20 protein-coding genes are annotated in these 19,930 nt (G+C 64.0%); 11 read left to right on the plus strand and 9 right to left on the minus strand.

Annotated features, from left to right (window positions below):
- Positions 1–171 precede the first annotated feature (171 nt).
- The 3 genes from ychF to J5474_RS02460 all read right to left on the minus strand — a co-directional run bounded on the left by ychF (position 172) and on the right by J5474_RS02460 (position 3,771).
- The gene (gene ychF, locus J5474_RS02450) at positions 172–1,269 is read right to left on the minus strand and encodes a redox-regulated ATPase YchF (protein ID WP_209358968.1); all 1,098 of its coding nucleotides are present in this window, start codon (positions 1,267–1,269) and stop codon (positions 172–174) included.
- 395 nt (positions 1,270–1,664) lie between these two features.
- Complete coding sequence (locus J5474_RS02455; RefSeq protein ID WP_245216192.1) at positions 1,665–2,051, minus strand: DUF805 domain-containing protein; 387 nt, start codon at positions 2,049–2,051, stop codon at positions 1,665–1,667.
- Positions 2,052–2,271: 220 nt separating this feature from the next.
- Entirely contained in the window at positions 2,272–3,771 is a 1,500-nt protein-coding gene (locus J5474_RS02460) for an MATE family efflux transporter (RefSeq protein ID WP_342453999.1), read from the minus strand.
- A 263-nt stretch (positions 3,772–4,034) separates the two neighbouring features.
- On the opposite strand from J5474_RS02460, the gene J5474_RS02465 reads away from it, so the two are divergent.
- Positions 4,035–4,670 carry a TIGR02453 family protein gene (locus tag J5474_RS02465; protein ID WP_209358970.1) on the plus strand — a complete coding sequence of 212 codons (636 nt, stop codon included), beginning with the start codon at positions 4,035–4,037 and terminating at the stop codon, positions 4,668–4,670.
- 274 nt (positions 4,671–4,944) lie between these two features.
- On the opposite strand, the gene ppk2 is transcribed toward J5474_RS02465, so the two are convergent.
- A complete protein-coding gene (gene ppk2 / locus J5474_RS02470; protein ID WP_209358972.1) occupies positions 4,945–5,916 on the minus strand; it encodes a polyphosphate kinase 2 in 972 nt (323 codons plus the stop codon).
- A gap of 248 nt (positions 5,917–6,164) precedes the next feature.
- Positions 6,165–7,058, minus strand: a complete 894-nt coding sequence (locus tag J5474_RS02475; RefSeq protein WP_209358974.1) for an NAD-dependent epimerase/dehydratase family protein — start codon at positions 7,056–7,058, stop codon at positions 6,165–6,167.
- An 83-nt stretch (positions 7,059–7,141) separates the two neighbouring features.
- Here J5474_RS02475 and trpA point away from each other — a divergent pair, with 83 nt between their 5' ends.
- The 9 genes from trpA to J5474_RS02520 all read left to right on the plus strand — a co-directional run bounded on the left by trpA (position 7,142) and on the right by J5474_RS02520 (position 14,625).
- On the plus strand, positions 7,142–7,933 hold the full coding sequence (gene trpA / locus J5474_RS02480) for a tryptophan synthase subunit alpha (protein WP_209358976.1): 792 nt from the start codon (positions 7,142–7,144) through the stop codon (positions 7,931–7,933).
- Between the two features lie 159 nt (positions 7,934–8,092).
- Positions 8,093–9,256 carry an alpha-hydroxy acid oxidase gene (locus tag J5474_RS02485; RefSeq protein ID WP_209358978.1) on the plus strand — a complete coding sequence of 388 codons (1,164 nt, stop codon included), beginning with the start codon at positions 8,093–8,095 and terminating at the stop codon, positions 9,254–9,256.
- A gap of 269 nt (positions 9,257–9,525) precedes the next feature.
- Complete coding sequence (locus J5474_RS02490; protein ID WP_209358980.1) at positions 9,526–10,101, plus strand: hypothetical protein; 576 nt, start codon at positions 9,526–9,528, stop codon at positions 10,099–10,101.
- Positions 10,101–10,859, plus strand: a complete 759-nt coding sequence (locus J5474_RS02495; protein ID WP_209358982.1) for a pentapeptide repeat-containing protein — start codon at positions 10,101–10,103, stop codon at positions 10,857–10,859. Before J5474_RS02490 ends, J5474_RS02495 begins: the two co-directional genes overlap by 1 nt.
- 303 nt (positions 10,860–11,162) lie before the next feature.
- Positions 11,163–11,585: a hypothetical protein gene (locus tag J5474_RS02500; protein ID WP_209358983.1), complete on the plus strand. Its 423-nt coding sequence runs from the start codon at positions 11,163–11,165 to the stop codon at positions 11,583–11,585.
- Between the two features lie 104 nt (positions 11,586–11,689).
- Positions 11,690–12,316: a 50S ribosomal protein L25/general stress protein Ctc gene (locus J5474_RS02505; protein ID WP_209358984.1), complete on the plus strand. Its 627-nt coding sequence runs from the start codon at positions 11,690–11,692 to the stop codon at positions 12,314–12,316.
- 103 nt (positions 12,317–12,419) lie between these two features.
- Positions 12,420–13,097 carry an aminoacyl-tRNA hydrolase gene (pth, locus tag J5474_RS02510; protein WP_209358986.1) on the plus strand — a complete coding sequence of 226 codons (678 nt, stop codon included), beginning with the start codon at positions 12,420–12,422 and terminating at the stop codon, positions 13,095–13,097.
- On the plus strand, positions 13,097–14,254 hold the full coding sequence (locus tag J5474_RS02515; protein WP_209358988.1) for a serine hydrolase domain-containing protein: 1,158 nt from the start codon (positions 13,097–13,099) through the stop codon (positions 14,252–14,254). Before pth ends, J5474_RS02515 begins: the two co-directional genes overlap by 1 nt.
- The gene (locus tag J5474_RS02520) at positions 14,251–14,625 is read left to right on the plus strand and encodes a DUF2237 family protein (protein ID WP_209358990.1); all 375 of its coding nucleotides are present in this window, start codon (positions 14,251–14,253) and stop codon (positions 14,623–14,625) included. The genes J5474_RS02515 and J5474_RS02520 overlap by 4 nt, the downstream gene beginning before the upstream one ends.
- A 115-nt stretch (positions 14,626–14,740) precedes the next feature.
- Here J5474_RS02520 and J5474_RS02525 read toward each other — a convergent pair whose 3' ends face one another.
- The 3 genes from J5474_RS02525 to trpB form a co-directional block, all read right to left on the minus strand.
- Positions 14,741–15,247 (minus strand): helix-turn-helix transcriptional regulator, encoded by a 507-nt coding sequence (locus J5474_RS02525; protein WP_342454000.1) that lies wholly within the window; start codon positions 15,245–15,247, stop codon positions 14,741–14,743.
- The gene (locus J5474_RS02530) at positions 15,244–15,693 is read right to left on the minus strand and encodes a hypothetical protein (RefSeq protein WP_209358992.1); all 450 of its coding nucleotides are present in this window, start codon (positions 15,691–15,693) and stop codon (positions 15,244–15,246) included. Before J5474_RS02530 ends, J5474_RS02525 begins: the two co-directional genes overlap by 4 nt.
- Before the next feature lie 262 nt (positions 15,694–15,955).
- Complete coding sequence (gene trpB / locus J5474_RS02535; RefSeq protein ID WP_209358994.1) at positions 15,956–17,176, minus strand: tryptophan synthase subunit beta; 1,221 nt, start codon at positions 17,174–17,176, stop codon at positions 15,956–15,958.
- Between the two features lie 283 nt (positions 17,177–17,459).
- Between trpB and J5474_RS02540 the strand changes: the two genes are divergently transcribed.
- Positions 17,460–18,533, plus strand: a complete 1,074-nt coding sequence (locus tag J5474_RS02540) for a transglutaminase-like domain-containing protein (RefSeq protein ID WP_209358996.1) — start codon at positions 17,460–17,462, stop codon at positions 18,531–18,533.
- On the opposite strand, the gene J5474_RS02545 is transcribed toward J5474_RS02540, so the two are convergent.
- Complete coding sequence (locus J5474_RS02545) at positions 18,514–19,839, minus strand: MATE family efflux transporter (protein ID WP_209359495.1); 1,326 nt, start codon at positions 19,837–19,839, stop codon at positions 18,514–18,516. The genes J5474_RS02540 and J5474_RS02545 overlap by 20 nt on opposite strands.
- Positions 19,840–19,930 lie beyond the last annotated feature (91 nt).

Here is a 19,930-nt window from a genome sequence, read left to right on the forward strand (position 1 = left end):
ACGGCACTCCGGGATTGATGCAGACATCCTATCGAATGCAACGCGCCGCCCCGCGATGACATGGATCAATCCCGGTCCCGCGCGGGCCCGAATACCTACGTGCGCCCAAACAAAAGGGGCCGCCGCGACCCCCTGCCGCGACCGCCCCCCGTAGCCCGGATTGCGCCGAATTCAGGTGTTGAACAGGAAGTGCAGAACGTCGCCGTCCTGCACGATGTAGCTCTTGCCCTCGGCGCGCATCTTGCCCGCGTCCTTTGCCGGCCCCTCGCCGCCCAGTGCCACGAAATCGTCGTAGGCGATGGTTTCCGCGCGGATGAATCCCTTTTCGAAATCGCCGTGGATCACGCCCGCCGCCTGCGGCGCCGAGGTGCCGCGCCTGATCGTCCAGGCCCGCGCTTCCTTGGGGCCGACGGTAAAGTAGGTTTCAAGGTCCAGCAGCGCGTAGCCCGCCTTGATCAGACGGTCGAGACCCGCCTCCTCCAGCCCGAGCTCCGTCAGGAACTCCTCTGCTTCCTCCGCGTCGAGCTGGCTGATTTCCTCTTCGATCTTGGCCGAGATCACCACATGCGCATTGCCCTGCGCGGCGGCCATCTCCGCCACCTTCTGCGACAGCGCGTTGCCGGTCGCGGCCTCGCCCTCATCGACGTTGCAGACGTAAAGGATCGGCTTCGACGTCAGAAGTTGCAGCATCTTCCACTGCTTGAGATCCTCGTCGTCGACCTCGACCACGCGAGCGGGCTTGCCCTCTTCCAGCACGGCCAGCGCGGCTTTCATCAGGCGCTCCTGCTGGACCGCTTCCTTGTCACCGCCGCGCACCTTGCGGACGATGTTCTGCAACCGTTTCTCCAGGCTCTCCATGTCGGCAATGATCAGCTCGGTCTCGATGGTCTCCGCGTCGGCAACCGGATCAACGCGCCCGTCGACGTGGGTGACATCGTCATCCTCGAAGCAGCGCAGCACATGCGCGATGGCATCCGTCTCGCGGATATTGGCCAGGAACTGGTTGCCGAGGCCCTCGCCCTTCGATGCGCCCTTCACCAGGCCCGCGATGTCCACAAAGGTCATGCGCGTGGGAATGATCTGCTTCGACCCGGCGATCGCCGCCAGTTTGTCGAGCCGGGCATCGGGCACCGCCACGTCGCCCACGTTGGGTTCGATGGTGCAGAAGGGAAAGTTCGCCGCCTGTGCTGCGGCGGTTCTGGTCAAGGCGTTGAACAGGGTCGACTTGCCGACGTTCGGCAGACCCACGATCCCCATGCGAAAACCCATATCACCGCTCCTTTGTGCCCAAGGTCGAGGCCCTATAGGCACAGACCGACCGAAACACAAGCAGCGCCACGCTTGACGCGCAGCCCACTGCCCGCCCTGTTGTTATCCATACGACCAGAGAGGGCGCCATGCGCCTGAATGTCGACCTCACCACGCGGTCTTCGAGGCGCTGGCGGAGGCGGCAAGGTTCACATGCCCCGCAAGCCGACCTTGCGGGCAAGGGCTTTTGGTACGCTCATCGACCGCGTCGCCCCCGTGGATGGTCAACGTCGACTGCCCCGACAGGGCCGCCTGCCCAGGCGCCGCATTCCGCGACGCCGATCACTCACCACCGCGCCCCGGCCACCAATACAGGACGCCCCGCCGGGGACGCCCTTCCCGCCAGTCCCCGCGCCTCAGCCAAAGCGGTTCGGCGCCGGGTCAGGCGACTTCGCGTACCAGACCAGCAGAACGATGATGCCGACGACGGGGATCAGCGCGATCAGCATCCACCAGCCTGACCGGTCGATGTCGTGCAACCGCCGCGCGGCAATGGCGATGGAGGGGATCAGGACCGCGAGGCTGAAGATCGTGCTGACGACCTGCATGCCGATGATGCTGTCGACGATCCCGGCCAGGATCGAAATGCCGAAACAACACAGCCACGCCTTCCAGAACTCGCCCCGGTTCGACCGTCCCTCGAACTGGATGTAGCCGTTGAAGAAGCGCGACAAAGCCTCGCCGTAGGATACGTCTTCCTGGTAATTGCGGCTGTCCACCGCACGACCCATGGTGGCTTCCATGATGGAACTCCCCGATTAAAGTATGATCTGAAAATCTTTGCGCTTGCAGGCCCGGCAAGGGACCTGCCGTAAAGTAAACACCCGACCCCAACGCTCAATCAACGATTTAATGGGCGGGGTCCGGAATACCCCCAGAGGCGCAATCGGCGTCCCCGCCAGTCGCCAGCCCCCCACCAGTCGCGCGCGGCCCCTCGGGCAACGCGTCAGCCGGGGCCTACGGTCAGGCCCAGGTCCTGTCGGGCCTGTCGGGCCTGTCGGGCGTCTCATGCACCTCCGGGATCATGCCCCGCCCGTGCCGCCAGAAGCGGGCCATCAGCAGCACCGCCGCTGCCGTCAGCCCCAGCACCAACCCGAACCAGATCCCCGGCGCGCCCCATCCTAGGCCAAACCCGAAGATCAGCGCCCCCGGCATCCCGACGCCCCAGTAGGCCACCGCCGCCATCACCATCGGCACGCGCGTATCGTGCAGCCCGCGCAGGAAACCAACGTGGATCACCTGCAGCGCGTCGACCAGCTGGAACATCGCGGCCAGCATCAACAGGCCGCGCCCGACCTGCAGGATCGCCTCCCGCTCCGGCTCCTGCGGCGAGATGAAGGCCCCCAGCAGCACCTCGGGAATGCTCAGGAAGGTTGCGATAGACAGCCCCGCCACCACCACGCTCACCGCGGCAATCACCCGCGCGCCGCGCATCAGGTGATCTCCGTCGCTGCGGCCCAGTGCGTTGCCCGCCCGCACCGTCGCGGCATTGGACAGACCCAGCTGCAACATGAAAGCGGCAGAACCGATCTGCATCACCACCCCATGCGCCGCCAGCGGCACCGTGCCCAGCCATCCCATGAACACCGAGGTCGCCGCGAACAGCCCGACCTCCGCCAGCGTTGTCAGCCCGATCGGCAGCCCCAGCGCAAAGACCCGCCGGAACATATCCGCGTCGGGTCGCCACAGGTTGTGCATCAGCCGGTATCCCGGCAGTCGGCGCAGCGCGTAGGCCAGCACCAGCCCGAAGGTCAGCGCCTGCACCGCGAGCGAAGCCAGCGCCGCGCCCTGAATCCCCATCTCCGGCAGGCCGAAACGGCCAAAGACCAGCACCCAGTTCAGCCCCGCGTTGGCCACCGCCGCCGCGACCGTCAGCCACAACGCCACCCGCGTCAGCTCCAGCCCGGCGAGGTAGTTCTTCACCACCACCACGCCCATTGCCGGCAACATGCCAAGCCCCGCGATCCTCAGGTAGCTCTGCGCCAGCCCGGCCACCTCTTCCGTCTGGCCCATCTGCCGAAGCACCGGGCCTGAGAACCACAGGACCGGCAGCACGGCGACGAAATAGATCACAGACCACCACAGCGCCATCCGCGTGGACCGCCTGATAGACCCCTCGTCCCCCCGCGCCGCGAAGGTCGCGACCATGGGCAGCACCGCCCAGCCGAAACCGGACCCCAGCAGGAACAAAGAGAAAAACAACGAAGAAGCCAGCGTCAGTGCCGCCAGTTCCGGCACGCCATACCACCCCAGCACGACCGTGTCGGTCAGCACGATGGCAAACTGCGCCAGATGCCCGCCGATCAGCGGCACCCCAAGGCCCAGCACCGCGCGCAGGTGGTCCGCATAGGTCATGGCAGGGTCCGGGATCGGGTTCCGACCCGTTTTCTCGGGCGTTTTCTGAAACGGCGCATCGGCCGGCATCTCGCCCGGTTTTTCGGCGGTATTGTCAGCAGATTTCATGTTCGAGGCATCCATTTGATCAGCCTTTAGGCGCCCCCTGCGCGGAGAGCAAGCTTCCCCGCCCCGCAAACCGACCCCTACTTCGGAAACCGACCCGCAAGCCACAGCAAGCCACAGAAAGCCACGGGCGAGCACCTCCGTCACCTGGCGCTGCGCTCTCTCGGTCACCTGACGCTGCGCGCTCCATGTGCAACCCTTCACGTGCAACGCGCGCACAAGCGTGCTAGACTGTCGCCACACTCCCTTTTCGAACAAAATTCTTTATGGCTGATCGTATCCTTGTCTCGTCGCTGTTTCCCGATGCGCGGGCGTTCCTCGCGGAACTCGGCCACGACAACACGCGCGCATGGTTCGGCGCCAACAAGGCCCGCTACGATTCGCAACTCAAACGCCCCGCGGAACGGCTGCTGGCGGACGTGGCGCTCTGGCTTGCGGCGGATCTGGGCGCCCACCCCCGGACCAAACTCTTCCGCCCGCACCGCGACATGCGCTTCACCGAAGACAAGACCCCCTACCACACGCATCTGCACATGATGTGGTCGCTGCCCGACGGGCGGGCATGGATGCTGGGGATCGCGCCGGATTACGCCACCCTCGGCGCGGGGGTGATGACCTTCAGTACGCCGCAGCAGGAACGCTACCTCGCCGCCGTCGCGAGCGCCGGGGGCAAGGCGCTGCCCGCCCTGCTGACCGGCTGGCGAAGCGACGACCCGACGCTCGATCACGTCCCCGCCCCCTACCCGGAGGATCATCCCCGCGCGGGTCTGCTGCGCCATACCGGACTCGTGGCCTGGGCCGACAACCTCGAAGAGGACCTCACCCGCGATCCCTACACCGCCATCACGGGAACCATGTCCCGCGCCCGCCCCCTGATGGACTGGCTCGCCCGCATCGTCTGACCCGCGCAGGCCCCGCCGCCACAGCCGCCACAAACGCCCCCGTTCAGGCCGCAAACATAGGCCCCGCCCCCCGGTCACCCACCTGCCCTGCTTCTCTGCTTCTCTGCTTCTCTGTCACCTCCGAGGCCGCGCCCCGGATGGGGACAACGCCCCCCCCCCACCGCCGTTATCCAGGCCCTCCGCGAGGCGCGCTTCCGTTTCTTCTTGGTCCAAATACTCCTACGCGCCGCTCCGCAGGAGCCGGGCCTCCGACCGCCCCCCCGAAACCTGCCTCTCAGCCCCCCTGCGCGACGCGCTCGACCCGTCGCGTGTCGGGGTGCAGCGCGGTGCCCAGGATATGCGCGGAGCGGTGGATCACATGGCTCGCCCCGCCGACGATCAGCGGATCGAGCCGCCCGACCAGCCGGTGATCCTTGTCCGGGTAATCCAGCGTCGACAGGAAATGCCGCATGCAGTTCAGCCGGGCGCGTTTCTTGTCGTCTGATTTCACCACCACCCAAGGCGCATCCGCCGTATCGGTGTAGAAGAACATGGCCTCCTTGGCCTCGGTGTAATCGTCCCATTTCGCCAGCGAAGCCTTGTCGATGGGCGACAGCTTCCACTGCTTCAGCGGGTCGGTCTCGCGGCTGAGGAACCGCGCCCTCTGTTCGGCCTGCGTGACCGAGAACCAGTATTTGTAAAGCCGGATGCCCGACCGCACGAACATACGCTCCAGCTCCGGCACCTGCCGCATGAATTCGAGGTAATCGTTGGGTTCGCAGAACCCCATGACCCGCTCGACGCCGGCGCGATTGTACCACGAGCGATCATAGAACACGATTTCCCCGGCGGTGGGCAGGTGGCGGATGTAGCGCTGGAAGTACCACTGCCCGCGCTCCGCGTCAGAGGGCTTGTTCAGTGCCACGACCCGCGCGAGGCGGGGATTGAGATGCTCGGTAAACCGCTTGATCGTGCCGCCCTTGCCCGCGGCATCACGGCCTTCGAACAGCAGCACGAATTTCTGCCCTGTCTCCAGCGCCCAAAGCTGCACCTTCAGCAACTCCGCCTGCAGCTTTGCCTTCTCCCGCTCGTAGGCCGCGCGCGTCAGTTTCTTGCTGTAGGGGTATTCCCCGGTCTCGAAGGCATGGCGTATCTGGTCCGGTGTCGGCACGGGATGGCTGCGCGGACCAAGCGCGGCGGGCGCTGCGGGCGCGGGAAACGGTGTGGCATCGGGGGGGATCGGTACGGCGGGGTTCAGATCTTCCATGACGGACCTCCTGCTGGGCTTCGGGCACAGGGTGGCACGAAACGGGCCGCGACGCCTTGAGATGGGTCAACGACCCCCACAACCGTCACGCACAGCCCCTGCCGTACCGGGCGCCGGATTTGGAGGAAGCAACGCTTCCCCCAAACCCCCATCCCCCACCCGGCCATCGCGGTATCGTCACCGGACCAGGGAGCGGACGCCCGTGCCCGGGTCGGGGCGGGCAAGGCCGCCCCTTGGCAGATACGGCCTCAGACCTCTGTCAGAACCTCGCGCCAGCTGTGCTTCGGTGCGAAGCCCAGCAGATCCCTTGCCTTGCGGTTGCAGTAGAAGGTCTCGTTGCCGCCCATCTCGCGGCGCACGGGGACACCGCCGTAGAAGCGCTCGCGCACCTCCGCGTTCGACAGCGCCACAGACAGATCGTCGTTTGAAACGTTGAACACCTCGTAGCCCAGCCCGTCGGTCCTGAGGCAGCAGTCCACCATCTGGCCCAGATCCCGCACGTCGATATAGGCAAAGATGTTGCGCCGCCGCAGACCCGGATCCGTCACGAAGGCCGGGAACATCGTCGCGTATTCCTGTGGCTCGATCACGTTGTTGATCCGCAGTCCGTAGATGTCTGCCCCGAACCGGGCCTGAAAGCCCCGCGCCGTCGCCTCGTTGCAGACCTTCGACAGCGCATAGGCGTCCTCCGGCACGGTCGGGTGCTCCTCGTCGATCGGCAGATACTCCGGCTGGCGGTGCCCGTCGGCGAAACACACACCATAGGTGGTTTCCGACGAGGCAAAGATGACCTTGGCCACGCCCGCCTTCATCGCCGCCTCCAGCACGTTGTAGGTGGACTGCGTGTTGATCCGGTAGGTCTCTGTATCCGGCTTGAGCAGGATGCGCGGCACGGCGGCGAAATGCACCACCGCGTCGAATTTCGGCAGGCCGGTGCCCGGCTCCAGTTCGTCGAAGCCCGCGTAGCTCTGCATGGCAGAGAACACCTGCCCCGCGTCCGCAAGGTCGACGACGAGGTTGTCCACCCCCTCCGCCTCCAGCGGCTGAAGGTCGAGGTTGAGCACCCTGTGCCCCTGCGCCACAAGGTAGGGCACCACGTGCCGCCCGGCCTTCCCCGCGCCGCCGGTAAACAGAATTCGCATGTCTTTCTCCCATCCAATTCCGGAGCCATTGATTTTCCCGCCCCGTTCCGGCAACAGACCTAGGACGTTACCCGGAGACAACCATGACCCGCATCGAATCCAAGTTCGCCCAACTCCGCGCCGAAGGGAAGAAAGCCTTTGTCTCCTATATCATGGCGGGCGATCCGGACATCGAGACGTCTCTGGCCGTCATGAAGGGCCTGCCGGGTGCGGGCGTCGACGTGATCGAGCTGGGCCTGCCCTTCACCGATCCCATGGCCGACGGACCGACGATCCAGCTGGCAGGTCAGCGCGCGCTGGAGGCTGGCATGACGCTGCAGAAGACGCTGCAGATGGTGCGCGACTTCCGTACCGGCGACAACGAGACCCCCATCGTGCTGATGGGCTACTACAACCCGATCTATTCGCGCGGCGTCGACACCTTCCTCGCGGAGGCAAAGGAGGCCGGCATCGACGGCCTGATCATCGTCGACCTGCCGCCCGAGGAGGACGAGGAACTCTGCCTGCCCGCCCAGAAGGCCGGCCTGAACTTCATCCGCCTCGCCACGCCGACCACCGACGACAAGCGCCTGCCCAAAGTGATGCAGAACACCTCCGGTTTCGTCTACTACGTCTCCATCACCGGGATCACCGGCGCGGCCGAGGCCAGGGCTGCCGACGTCGCGCCCGAGGTCGCGCGCCTGAAGAAGGCCACCGACCTGCCGATCATCGTGGGCTTTGGCGTGCGCACGCCCGAGTCCGCGCGCGACATCGCCGCCGTGGCCGACGGCACCGTCGTCGGCACCGCCATCGTCGCCCGGATCGCCGAGAAGAAGCCGGTCCCCGAGATCCTCGCCTTCGTCCGATCCCTCTCGGACGGCGCGCACAGCGCCTGAGCGCGCCCGTCCGCCTCCCCCTGCCCCGGCGGCGGACCCGTACGTCGGTTCCGCCCCGCCACCGCGTCCGCCTCTGACCGGACGCGGTGCGGATCACCCTTGCGCGGCCCCCTTCCCATTGGTAACCCTCCCTTACCAATTTCGCACCCGGAGGCCCCAATGCCCGTCATCACCAACATCGACGATCTCAAGCGCATCCACCGCCGCCGCGTGCCCAAGATGTTCTACGACTACTGCGAATCCGGCTCCTGGTCGGAACAGACCTTCCGCGAGAACACCTCCGACTTCGATCAGATCTACCTGCGCCAGCGCGTTGCCATCGACATGGCCAACCGCTCCACCCGGACGCAGATGATCGGCCAGGACGTCGCCATGCCCGTGGCCCTCGCCCCCGTCGGGCTGACCGGCATGCAATCCGCCGACGGCGAGATCAAGGCCGCCCGCGCCGCCGAGAAATTCGGCGTCCCCTATTGCCTCTCCACCATGTCCATCTGCTCGATCGAGGACGTGGCCGAAAACACGTCCAAACCCTTCTGGATGCAGGTCTACACCCTGCGCGACGACGACTTCATGAAGCGCCTCTTCGACCGCGCGAAGGCCGCGAAATGCTCCGCCGCCGTCATCACCGTCGACCTCCAGCTTCTCGGCCAGCGCCACAAGGACCTGAAGAACGGCCTCACCGCGCCGCCGAAACTCACCCCGAAATCCGTCGCCAACCTCGCGACCAAGGTCCGCTGGGGGCTGGAGATGCTCCAGACCGAACGCCGCACCTTCCGCAACATCATCGGCCACGCGCAGAACGTCACCAACCCGCGCTCGCTCACCGAATGGACGGCGCAAAGCTTCGACCAGTCGCTGAACTGGGACCGCATCCGTGAATTCCGCCGCATGTGGGACGGCCCGCTGATCATCAAGGGCATCATCGACCCCCGCGACGCGCTGGAGGCCTGCAACGTCGGCGCCGACGCCATCGTGGTGTCGAACCACGGCGGACGGCAACTCGACGGCGCCCTCTCCTCCATCCGTGCGCTCGAACCCATCCTCGACGCCGTGGGCGACAAGATCGAAGTCCACCTCGACAGCGGCATCCGCTCCGGCCAGGACGTGCTGAAAGCCGTGGCCATGGGCGCCAAGGGCGTCTGGATCGGCCGCGCCTATGTCTATGGCCTGGGCGCCATGGGCGAAGCCGGTGTCACCAAGGCCCTCGAAGTCATCCACAAGGAACTGGACATGTCCATGGCGCTCTGCGGACACCGCGACGTGAACACGGTGGACCGGGACATCCTCATGGTGCCGAAGGGGTTTTCGGGGGAGTGGGGGTGAAACCATTAAAACGGGATGCCGATATTGAAACACAACCCGAGGATACATATGCTTCTGGCAGCGCGCAGCCAGAGCAGGTATAAAAATTGCAGGAACCTCGTCTTCAATCCAGAAGCCAGAATCCTCTCACCGAACTATCCGAACTTCGGCTAGAATGCTTGAAGGATGAACACGTCACACAATTGGTGTGTCGGTTAGTTTTTGGAAATATGCTATTTGAGTACGGTGACCGAGAGTACCAAATTGGGGTGCTTAGAGCGCACCTTCGCTTGACAATGGAGGGCGCTGAGTCGGTTATCGGCACAGCCTTTGGAGATAGGTTACTAGAAGACGTTGTGGAAAATGACCGGCTGGACACCATGTCTGATGCATCTGCTAGCATCGGAGCAAACGCCAGCGTAGACGCCAGTTACGGCGGAAATACCACGGCAAAAATTGGCGGCGAAGCTAAGCGAACGCGGTCACGCGAGCAAAACAAGCATTATCTTCCTGTAGAGGCGCGTCCCAACGATAGCTGGGAGATCAGAGCACGCTCTGTCTCCGGTGACTCAAGTGAGCCAATTGAGGGGACCGCAATTCCCGGGGCCACACTGTGCGAAATTAGAAAAAAGAGTGGAGGAAATCGGTTCGCCATAACTGGCGAGGTGCAAGTTTCTAGGCGAAGCATCGAGGTCAAGGCAAAGCAGGGAAACAAGCTAAACAGATCGATGTTAGAATGGAGGAACAAGGATGCAATTATCTCCCAGATACTGAAACGTGCCATAGCACGTGAGTCCGCCAACTCACTTGGAGGCAGGTCAAGTTCATTCGTCGCAATTTCCCGAAGCGAAGTAGTGGAGGAGTGATGCGCCTTGTTGAAGACTACCTAGACCACGAAGACCTTCGAGCAATAAAAGCGGTATATGAGAGTAACACGCCTCGTTTTGATCTTCTCGTGAAGGCTTCCGGGCTAGACCCCAAGCGAGATTTCCAGCATACCAATCTGCGGAATCTGGACTTTTGCGGGGCCGATCTAAGAGGTTTCGATTTTTCAGGATCGGACCTTAGGCAATCGGCCAAGAACTCAAACACACTAATCGACGACACAACGATTTTTGGAAACGCAAAAATTGATTGGATCGATCGCGACAGCTTACCAATTGTGTTAAAGATGCAGCAAATAGAGGCAGTCACCACACCCAACAATCGAAGGCTTCTCCTTAATGAGCTTACCACAGAATTTGGAAAGACCCCTCACGTTGTTACGTACATGATATCTGCCGCAACAAACGCGTCAGACCTTGAGACTTTCCTCGACTTTTCCGGATTTATACCCAAAGACTTGTCAGCCCATCAATTCAAGACGCTGCGGGGAAAAGCGCAAACTTTGTTAAAAAAGCGTTTATCTCGCGCCCGAAGCCGAACAGGCAGGGAACGAACCGCAATATTCTCGATAGACTCGATCGCAAATCAGCTTAGAAATTCTCCCTCGTCCCTTTCGGAACACATCTACGAGAGGCTTGTTAAAGTTGTTAGTGAAAAACAGCACACGATCAGCCTTAAAGGCATGGCGACAATTGAACCTAACGACTTGACCGAAGCATTCGCGAGAATCGGCTATTGAGGATGGCAACACTATGACGCTTTACCGATTGCCTTCCACCGCGCGCTCGGATAACCGAATTTCAACCTCTCTCCGGGCGCAAGCCAGTACAACCCATTGAAAACAAACACAGGTTTCGCCGCGAAACCTCTGGGAGCCGTCACCCGGGGCCCCACCCGACCCATTGCGCCATTGCTCAACCTGACATAGAGTCCGCCTCAGGGGCCCCATTCTTCGGCCCCGGCGGATATTCCGCCACCCGGTATTTTGCGCGTGCCCGTCCCGTTTGACGGATGAATCCGTTTTCAGATCAGGAGCGCCACCATGGCCGGACATTTCCTCCTCCCGTCCCTTCCCTACACCGAACTCTACGCTGCCCAGACCCTCGCCGCTGCCCGCTGGAGCGGACGCGCCCATGCCGCCGTCGGCTGGAACCAGGCTTCCGAAGCGGTCCTCACCGCCGCCATCAACGGCGGCAATATCGGCAACCGCAACGGCCTGCCCCCGCACCGCTACCTCCAGTTCGACGCCGAACCCAACCTCTCCGAGGATGCCACCCGGTATTTCAATTTCGCCTCATGGGTCGACGCACTGACCCGCCCCGCGAGCATCGGCCTCGGTCTTCGTGCCCTCTGCCCCGCCGCCCAGCAGTCCTGGCCCCATGACAAGTCCCGCGCCCTGCGCGAGCAGATCGCCCACGGCGACGTCTCCGTCGAGGTCTACTACCTCAGCGGCATCAAGATCTGAGGCGGCCACAAAGCCCTTGCCAATCCCCCCGATCCATCCTAAAGGCCACGCTTCATGCGGGGTGACAGCCTTGGAGGCACCCCCTTAACCCTAGGAGATACAACATGGCTGGTGAGATCCCTGATCTTCAAGCTCAGGAACGGACGGGGACAGGCAAGGGCGCCGCTCGTCAGGCACGCCGCGACGGCATGGTTCCGGGCATCGTTTTCGGTGGCGAAAAAGAGCCGCTTCCGATCCAGATGCCCTTCAACGTCCTGCTGAAGCAGCTGAAGGAAGGTCGCTTCAAGTCCACCCTGTGGAACCTGCAGGTCGAAGGTCACGACGACGTCCGCGTCATCTGCCGCGACGTTCAGCGTGACATCGTGAAGGACCTGCCGACGCACGTCGACTTCATGCGTCTGCGCCGCACCTCGAAGGTGAACCTCTACATCCCCGTCGAGTTCATCAACGAAGAGGCCGCGCCCGGCATCAAGCGCGGCGGCGTGCTGACCGTGGTCCGCAACGAAGTCGAACTGGTCGTCACCGCCGGGGACATCCCGGAGAAGATCACCGTCGACCTCACCGGCCTCAAGATCGGCGACATCGTGCACATCAACGACGTCACCCTGCCGGAAGGCGTGAAGGCGACCATCGACCGGAACTTCGTGATTGCCAATATCTCGGCCCCCTCGGGTCTGGCCGCGTCCGACGACGAAGAAGAAGAAACAGCAGCAGAGGCCGTCGAGGAGTAATCCTCCGTTCCTTGCTTACCTCGAAGGCCCTCGCCCATCGGCGGGGGCCTTTTCCGTTGCGGCCACCTGCCGTAGACAGGGCGGGACACAAACGGAGGACAAGGTGCAGATATTTACGGGTCTCGGTAATCCCGGCGCCAAATACGCGGGCAACCGGCACAACATCGGCTTTATGGCACTTGACCGGATCGCGGAGGACCACGGCTTTGGCCCTTGGAAATCCCGTTTTCAGGGACATTGCGCCGAAGGGCGGCTGGGCAATGAAAAAGTCCTCCTTTTGAAACCGGGCACCTTCATGAACCTCTCTGGCCAGTCGGTCGGCGAGGCCATGCGCTTCTACAAGCTCGAGCCCGGCGATGTCACAGTCTTTCACGACGAATTGGACCTCGCCCCCGGTAAATGCCGGGTAAAGGTGGGGGGCGGTCATGCCGGCCACAACGGGCTGCGTTCGATCCATGCGCATATCGGCGAGGCCTACCGGCGGGTGCGGCTGGGTATCGGGCATCCGGGTCGCAAGGAGCTGGTGGCGGCCTATGTGCTGCACGATTTCCACAAGGCTGATCAGGACTGGCTGGACGACCTCTTGCGCGGGATCTCCGACGGGGCCCCGGCGTTGGCTGGAGGCGACCAATCAGGTTTTCAGAACGCCGTGGCGCGGCGCGTGGCTCCGGCTCGGTCCTCAAAGACACCAAAGCCCGACGCCCCCGCCCCCAAGCAGGAACCCGAACCACAGACGGACACGCGCAACCCTTTGCAGCGCCTCGCGGACAAGTTCCGGTGATGCGGCGGCTGGGATACGCGCTGGCGGTTCTGGCGGTCGTTCTGGCGAGTCTTGCCGCATGGAAACGAGAGGATATCATCCGGCTGATGGCGGTGCAGAGCCTGTTTTCCGAGGACCGCATCGTCTGGAATTTCAGCCATATGGACTCGCTGTTTCGTGCCGTGCCGCTGGACGCGGGCGCCGCACCGGAGCCGCTGCCGGAGGGACCCGCGGTGACGCTGCCCGATGGCTGGGACGCCTGGCTGAAGCGGCGCGCCATCACCGGCGTGGTGATCCTGAAAAGCGGCGTGCGGGTGCATGAAGCCTACCGGCTGGGCACCGGGCAAGCCGACGAGCGGATTTCGTGGTCGGTGGCGAAATCCTATTTGTCGGGGCTTTTCGGCATCCTCGTGGCCGAAGGTCATGTGGACTCGCTCGGTGCCCAAGTGGTGGAATATGTCCCTGAGCTGAAGGGATCGGCCTACGATGGCGTCACGATCCTCAACGTTTTGCAGATGTCCTCGGGGGTGGAATTCGATGAGGATTACCTCGACTTCTGGAGCGACATCAACAAGATGGGACGTGTTCTGGCGCTGGGTGGGTCGATGGACCGCTTTGCCGCAGGGCTGACGGTCCGCGCACACTCGCCGGGAGAGGCGTGGGAATACGTCTCCATCGACACGCATGTGCTGGGCATGGTGGCGCGCGCGGCGACCGGTCGCGATCTGCCCGATCTGATGGCGGAGAAGCTACTGCGCCCGCTGGGTACATATGGCCAACCCTATTATCTGACAGACGGTTACGGGGTGGCTTTCGCCTTGGGCGGGCTGAACCTGACGACGCGCGACTACAGCCGCATGGGAGAAATGTTCCGTCAGATGGGGCGTTTCGGGGGTCGCCAGATCGTGCCCGCCGACTGGGTGGCGGAAAGCACCCGGCCCTCCGCGCGCACGAAGGAAGGCGCACGGCAATACGGCTATCAGTGGTGGATGGCTGCGGATGCGCGGCCGGGCGAATTCATGGCGCGCGGGGTCTACGGGCAATACGTCTACATCGACCGAAGCAGCGGCACGGTCATCGCCGTGAACGCGGCAGACCGGAATTTTCGCGAGCACGGTGCGTTCGAGGATGCGCTCGACATGTTTCGACGCATCGCAACAGGAGAGGGCAAGGTATGAAAAAGGATCCTTCGATCAATGTCTTGGGCGGGCCGCTTGAGACCTGTTCCCAGCAGCCGCTGACCGGTTTTTTCCGCGATGGCGCCTGCAACACCTGCGTCGAGGATCGCGGCAACCATACGGTATGCGCGGTGATGACGGCGGAGTTTCTGGCCTTCTCCAAATACGTCGGCAATGATCTTTCGTCCCCGATGCCGGCATTCCGCTTTGCGGGGTTGAAGCCGGGTGATCGCTGGTGCTTGTGCGCAGAGCGGTTTTTACAGGCCCATGACGAGGGTTGCGCGCCAAAGGTGAACCTTTCTGCGACCCATATCCGCGCGCTGGAGGTCATGCCGCTGGCGGTGCTCGAAGCGCATGCGTGGCAGGGCTAGGGAAGACGGTCCGTTGATTGTTATCCTGAGCGGTGCCGTTAATAAGCGATAGGAAAGGTGCTGTCTGAGGGGTCCAGCACCGAAATTCTTGCCAATTTCCAATCTATCCACAGAATTAGGCTGCATCCTCCGCGCGCCTGACGGGCTCATCCAGCAGATCTTCGATGAAGAGGCTGAGGAGTTGCGCGCGCCCGGATACGCCCGCCTTGCGGTAAATCGCGTTGGTCTGCGCCTTTACGGTGCCTTCCGATGTGTGACGCAGGACGGCGATCTCGGCTGTCGACAGCCCCTTGATCAAGAACATCGCCACGTCGCGTTCCGCCGGGCTGAGTGCCCAGTCCGCGAAGCGTTCCTCGATCACTTCCATGAAAGCGCCGGAGGCGAGGCGGAGGCGGGATTCGGCGTCCTGCTGGCGCCGGGTCGCCTGCCGCATGAGAAGAATGCTGCCCCCGACACCGAGGAGCAGGCCCAGCACGGCACCGATCTGGATGAGTTCCATGAGGGCCCAGGACAGCGGTCGGTACTGGATGCCAAAGAGCGAGGCGAGGATATCGAGCAACAGGAAGCCGCCGCAGCCGAGCTGCAAAAGCATGAGCAGGGCGAAACCCGCGCGGGGGGTCACGCGCCTGGTGTTCCTGCGGGGGGCGCGAGTGCCGCACCCCGGTCGTCGCGGTCCGGGCGATCATCAGGGTCGGGCCTGTCGTCGCGATCGCGGGGCTCGGGGTGATCATCAAGGTCCGGCGGTACGGCACGGTGGTCGCCCTTGGCACGTGGCTCCGGGCGGCCCGGTGTGGTGCCGCTGTCATCGGTGGCGGGGCGGTCCGTGCTCGTGTAGTCGCGTAGAATGGCACCGGTGGAGGGGTTGATGACGATCTCTCTCGCGCGCCCCTGCCCGGTGGCGTTGATACGGATGCGACCGAGGAAGGTGCGCCGGATCTCGATTTCCTCGTAGCGCTGAGTCTCGAGCTGATCGACCACAGTGTCGAGCGCGCTTTGTGCCGAAGCGCCCTGCCCCGCCAGCATCAGCGCGACGGCACAGAGCCTCGGGAACGGAAAACGTCCGGCCATACCACGTCTCCTGGGGTTCGGGGCACCTGCATCAGTGAGTCGGTCAAGGATAGGGCGATACGGTGGTGCGCCGCAAACACTGTCGAGATCCAGAGAGCTTGCCGCACGCGGAGCAGGTGTTGGGGACATTCGCTTCGCGTTTCAGGACCCGACAAGCGCACCACCGCATCGACGATAAATTTGGGTGCCGACGGCGAAAACAGCAATAAACCACAGAAGTAAAGGCCATAAACTCAGGTTTACAGCCTTTACCGTCAGGCTTTTAGCCCATGTCAAAGCCGAGGTGCTTTGCCACCGTGAAGATGTCCTTGTCCCCCCGTCCGCACATGTTCATGCAGATCAGGTGATCCTCTGGCAGGTCCGGTGCGATCTTCATCACATGGGCGAGTGCGTGGGACGGTTCGAGCGCGGGGATGATGCCTTCGGTCGCGCAGCACAGCTGGAAGGCCTCGAGCGCCTCCTTGTCGGTGATCGCCACATATTCGGCGCGCCCGATATCGTGCAGCCAGGCGTGTTCCGGCCCGATCCCGGGATAATCGAGACCGGCGGAGATCGAGAAGCCCTCGAGTATCTGCCCGTCGTCATCCTGCAACAAGTAGGTGCGGTTGCCATGCAGAACGCCAGGACGCCCGCCGGTCAGGGACGCGCAATGCTCCATCTTGTCGTTGACGCCCTTGCCGCCCGCCTCGACGCCGATGATCCTGACGCCCTTGTCGTCGAGGAAGGGGTAGAACAGCCCCATGGCGTTGGATCCGCCTCCGATGGCGGCGACGAGCGTGTCGGGCAGACGGCCCTCCTGCTCCATCATCTGTTCCCTGGCTTCCTTGCCGATGATCGATTGGAAATCGCGGACCATGGCCGGGTACGGGTGCGGACCTGCCACCGTGCCGATGCAGTAGAAGGTGTCGCGTACGTTGGTCACCCAGTCGCGCAGCGCGTCATTCATGGCGTCCTTCAGCGTCCCGCGGCCAGAGGTCACGGGGATCACCTCCGCGCCCAGCAGACGCATCCGAAAGACGTTGGGCTGCTGACGCTCGACGTCATGCGCGCCCATGTAGACGACACATTTCAGGCCGAACTTGGCGCAGACAGTCGCCGTCGCCACGCCATGCTGGCCGGCACCCGTTTCAGCGATGATGCGGGTCTTGCCCATGCGGCGGGCAAGGATGATCTGGCCCAGCACATTGTTGATCTTATGCGCGCCGGTGTGGTTCAACTCGTCGCGCTTGAGGTAGATCTTGGCGCCGCCCAGACGGTCCGTCAGGCGCTCCGCGTAATACAGCGGCGAGGGACGGCCCACGTAGTGCTTCCACAGCCAGTCCATTTCCTCCCAGAAGGAGTCATCGGTCTTGGCCTTCTCGTATTCTTCCTCGAGCGAGAGGATCAGCGGCATCAACGTCTCGGACACGAAGCGCCCGCCGAAGATGCCGAAACGACCCTTTTCATCGGGCCCGTTCATGAAGCTGTTTACGAGATCGTCCATTGCGCCTCTCCCCTGATTGACCGCAACTGCATAGTGGATGTGGTGCGCAAAAGGCCAGAGGCAAAAAATCCGCTGACCGCCAAGGGGTGCGGCGGGTCCAGAACCGCGCCGGAACCGGGCCGACGGATCGGGTGTGGATGGCCCGTGGACGGGCCGGCGGGCGCGCCACCGGGGCAAAATCGCACGAATTGAATGTATCGCCCACCCTACGCCCGAGCGTTGAAGCACTGGCCGCGTCGGCCTATAGGGGCTGCGACGATTTCCCGTGACCAAGGACGACGCCATGATCCTCAACCGACGCTCCGCGATGACCGGGCTTGCCGCTGCTGCGGCCCTGCCCCGCGCGGTCCTTGCCGCCTACGCGCCAAAGCCCGAAGGCTGGCGCGCCTTTGAGCTGACCACGCGGGTGGAACTGCCGCGCGGGGGCAAAGCGGCGCAGGTCTGGGTGCCGGTGCCCTATCTGACGGACCCGCACTGGTCGCGCCCCGGCGAGACCACGTTCAAGACCACCGGCAAGGCCGAGCTGGTGACGGATGCCGAACAGGGCGTGGCCTATGTGCACGCGGTATTCGACAAGGGGTCCTCCCCCGCGGTGCTGGAGGTGGTGAGCCGTGCCGCCGTCCAGAGCCGAGCGGTGGAACTGACCGCCTGGACCGGCGCCACACTGTCGGAGGAGGCCCGCGCCCGCAATCTGCGCGCCACCGCGCTGCTGCCACTGAACGGCCTTGTCCTGAAGACGGCGCAGGAGATCACCGATGGCGCCGTCAACGACGCCGACAAGGCAAAGCGCATCTACGACTGGGTGGTGGAACAGACCGAACGCGATCCCGAAACGCGGGGTTGCGGGCTGGGGGACATCGCCTCCATGCTGGAGACGGGCGACCTGACGGGCAAATGCGCCGACCTGAACGCGCTCTACGTAGGGTTGGCGCGCGCTGCTGGGCTGCCAGCGCGCGATCTTTACGGTCTGCGCGTGGCGCCGTCGGACTTCGGCTACAAGAGCCTTGGCGCCGGGTCCGAAGTGGTGACAAAGGCGCAGCACTGCCGGGCGGAGGTCTTCGTCGAGGGGATCGGCTGGGTTCCGGCGGATCCGGCGGACGTGCGCAAGGTCGTTCTCGAAGAGCCGCCGAAGACGCTGACGCTGGAGGATACGGCGGTGCAGGACGTGCGCGCGGCACTGTTCGGCGCCTCCGAAGGCAACTGGCTGTGCCTGAACGACGCCCATGACGTCCAGCTGAAAGGGTCGGAGCGCACCCTGCCTTTCATGATGTACCCGCAGGCGGAAATCGGCGGGCGCGCGCAGGACGAACTGGACCCGGACGCCTTTGTCTACCGGATCACGGCGCGGCCGCTGTAAGCGCCGCACGTTCCAGCGCAGGATAGCGGAGGGCGAGCGTCGCCCCCCGCGCGATGAAACTGATCATGAGCGCGGCCCAGAGTCCGTGATTGCCCATGATCGGCATGAGCACATAGACGGCGACGGCATAGGCGGCAAAGGACAACGCCATCATGTTGCGCATGTCCGCCGTCCGCGTCGCCCCGATGAAGATACCGTCGAGCATCCACGACGCCAGCCCCACCAGCGGGGCCGCCACCATCCACGGCAGGTAGAGCCGCGCAGCATCCCGCACCGTCGGATCGGTCGCCATGAGGTCGATGATCCAGCCCCCGGCAAGGGCGAAGGCCAGCATGAAGATGAAGTTGGAGATCAAGCCCCAGAGGCTGGTGAGCACCGCCGCCCGCCTGAGTTTGTCCGCCGCGCGGGCACCGAGGGCCTGCCCCACCAGCGCCTCTGCCGCGAAAGCGAAGCCGTCCAGCGCGTAGGCGGTGATGGAGAGGAACTGCAAAAGCACCTGATTGGCGGCGAGCGTGGTGGAATCGAACCGTCCGCCCAGCAGCAGGAACGAGGTGAAGATCGCCTGCAACAGGAGCGATCGGATCAGGATGTCGGTGTTGACGACAGCCATGCGTTTCAGCTTTGCCCGGTCGAAGACGCGGGCCATGTCGCGCCACGCGGGCTGACCGAAGGCAGCGCGGCAAAGCCAGAGGCCGAGCGCGAGGCCGGACCATTCCGACAGGAAGGTGGCGAACGCGACGCCCTGCACGCCCCAGCCCAGCGAGAGCACGAAGAAGAGGTCAAGCCCGACATTGGCGCCGTTCATCCAGAGCTGGAGAGCGAGAACCTGGCGGGCGCGTTCCTGCGCAATGAGCCAGCCGTTGATGCCGTAGATGGCAATGGCGGCAGGGGCCGACCAGATGCGGATCGTCATGTACTGGCGAGCAAGGGATTCGACCTCTCGCGAGGCAGGGGACAGGGCAAAGGCTCCGGCGAAGATGAGCGATTGCAGCAGGATGAGAGCAACGCCGCCGAGCGCGCCGATCATGAGGGAGCGGGTGAGCAGGGCCGCGACCTCGGCACCATTGCCCTGCCCGGTGGCCTGCGCGGTCAGCCCGGCGGTGCCCATGCGCAGAAAGCCGAAGATCCAGTAGACCGAGGTCAGCACGATGGCGCCAACGCCGACGGCGGCGATGGGTTCGGGCGCGGGGATCTGTCCGACGACACCGGTATCGACCGCGCCCAGAATGGGTACGGTGACATTCGCGAGGAGAATCGGAAAGGCGATTTTCAGCACACGGGAATGGGTGATCGGGGTGCTGGCCACGGTTCGGGCCGGGTCGCTCGCGGGGGCACTGGCGGGAGTCGGGGCGGTCTGCTCGGCGGTCTGCACTGGGGCTCCTGCGTTCTGTCCGGTG

The organism is Sagittula salina (genome assembly GCF_017813235.1).
Taxonomy (GTDB): domain Bacteria; phylum Pseudomonadota; class Alphaproteobacteria; order Rhodobacterales; family Rhodobacteraceae; genus Sagittula; species Sagittula salina.

What these genes read in the sequence shown, in the direction of transcription:
- ychF (WP_209358968.1), bottom strand. Translation starts at nt 1,269, where the DNA reads ATGGGTTTTCGCATGGGGATCGTGGGTCTGCCGAACGTCGGCAAGTCG.
- J5474_RS02455 (WP_245216192.1), bottom strand. Translation starts at nt 2,051, where the DNA reads ATGGAAGCCACCATGGGTCGTGCGGTGGACAGCCGCAATTACCAGGAA.
- J5474_RS02460 (WP_342453999.1), bottom strand. Translation starts at nt 3,771, where the DNA reads ATGAAATCTGCTGACAATACCGCCGAAAAACCGGGCGAGATGCCGGCC.
- J5474_RS02465 (WP_209358970.1), top strand. Translation starts at nt 4,035, where the DNA reads ATGGCTGATCGTATCCTTGTCTCGTCGCTGTTTCCCGATGCGCGGGCG.
- ppk2 (WP_209358972.1), bottom strand. Translation starts at nt 5,916, where the DNA reads ATGGAAGATCTGAACCCCGCCGTACCGATCCCCCCCGATGCCACACCG.
- J5474_RS02475 (WP_209358974.1), bottom strand. Translation starts at nt 7,058, where the DNA reads ATGCGAATTCTGTTTACCGGCGGCGCGGGGAAGGCCGGGCGGCACGTG.
- trpA (WP_209358976.1), top strand. Translation starts at nt 7,142, where the DNA reads ATGACCCGCATCGAATCCAAGTTCGCCCAACTCCGCGCCGAAGGGAAG.
- J5474_RS02485 (WP_209358978.1), top strand. Translation starts at nt 8,093, where the DNA reads ATGCCCGTCATCACCAACATCGACGATCTCAAGCGCATCCACCGCCGC.
- J5474_RS02495 (WP_209358982.1), top strand. Translation starts at nt 10,101, where the DNA reads ATGCGCCTTGTTGAAGACTACCTAGACCACGAAGACCTTCGAGCAATA.
- J5474_RS02500 (WP_209358983.1), top strand. Translation starts at nt 11,163, where the DNA reads ATGGCCGGACATTTCCTCCTCCCGTCCCTTCCCTACACCGAACTCTAC.
- J5474_RS02505 (WP_209358984.1), top strand. Translation starts at nt 11,690, where the DNA reads ATGGCTGGTGAGATCCCTGATCTTCAAGCTCAGGAACGGACGGGGACA.
- J5474_RS02515 (WP_209358988.1), top strand. Translation starts at nt 13,097, where the DNA reads ATGCGGCGGCTGGGATACGCGCTGGCGGTTCTGGCGGTCGTTCTGGCG.
- J5474_RS02520 (WP_209358990.1), top strand. Translation starts at nt 14,251, where the DNA reads ATGAAAAAGGATCCTTCGATCAATGTCTTGGGCGGGCCGCTTGAGACC.
- J5474_RS02530 (WP_209358992.1), bottom strand. Translation starts at nt 15,693, where the DNA reads ATGGCCGGACGTTTTCCGTTCCCGAGGCTCTGTGCCGTCGCGCTGATG.
- trpB (WP_209358994.1), bottom strand. Translation starts at nt 17,176, where the DNA reads ATGGACGATCTCGTAAACAGCTTCATGAACGGGCCCGATGAAAAGGGT.
- J5474_RS02540 (WP_209358996.1), top strand. Translation starts at nt 17,460, where the DNA reads ATGATCCTCAACCGACGCTCCGCGATGACCGGGCTTGCCGCTGCTGCG.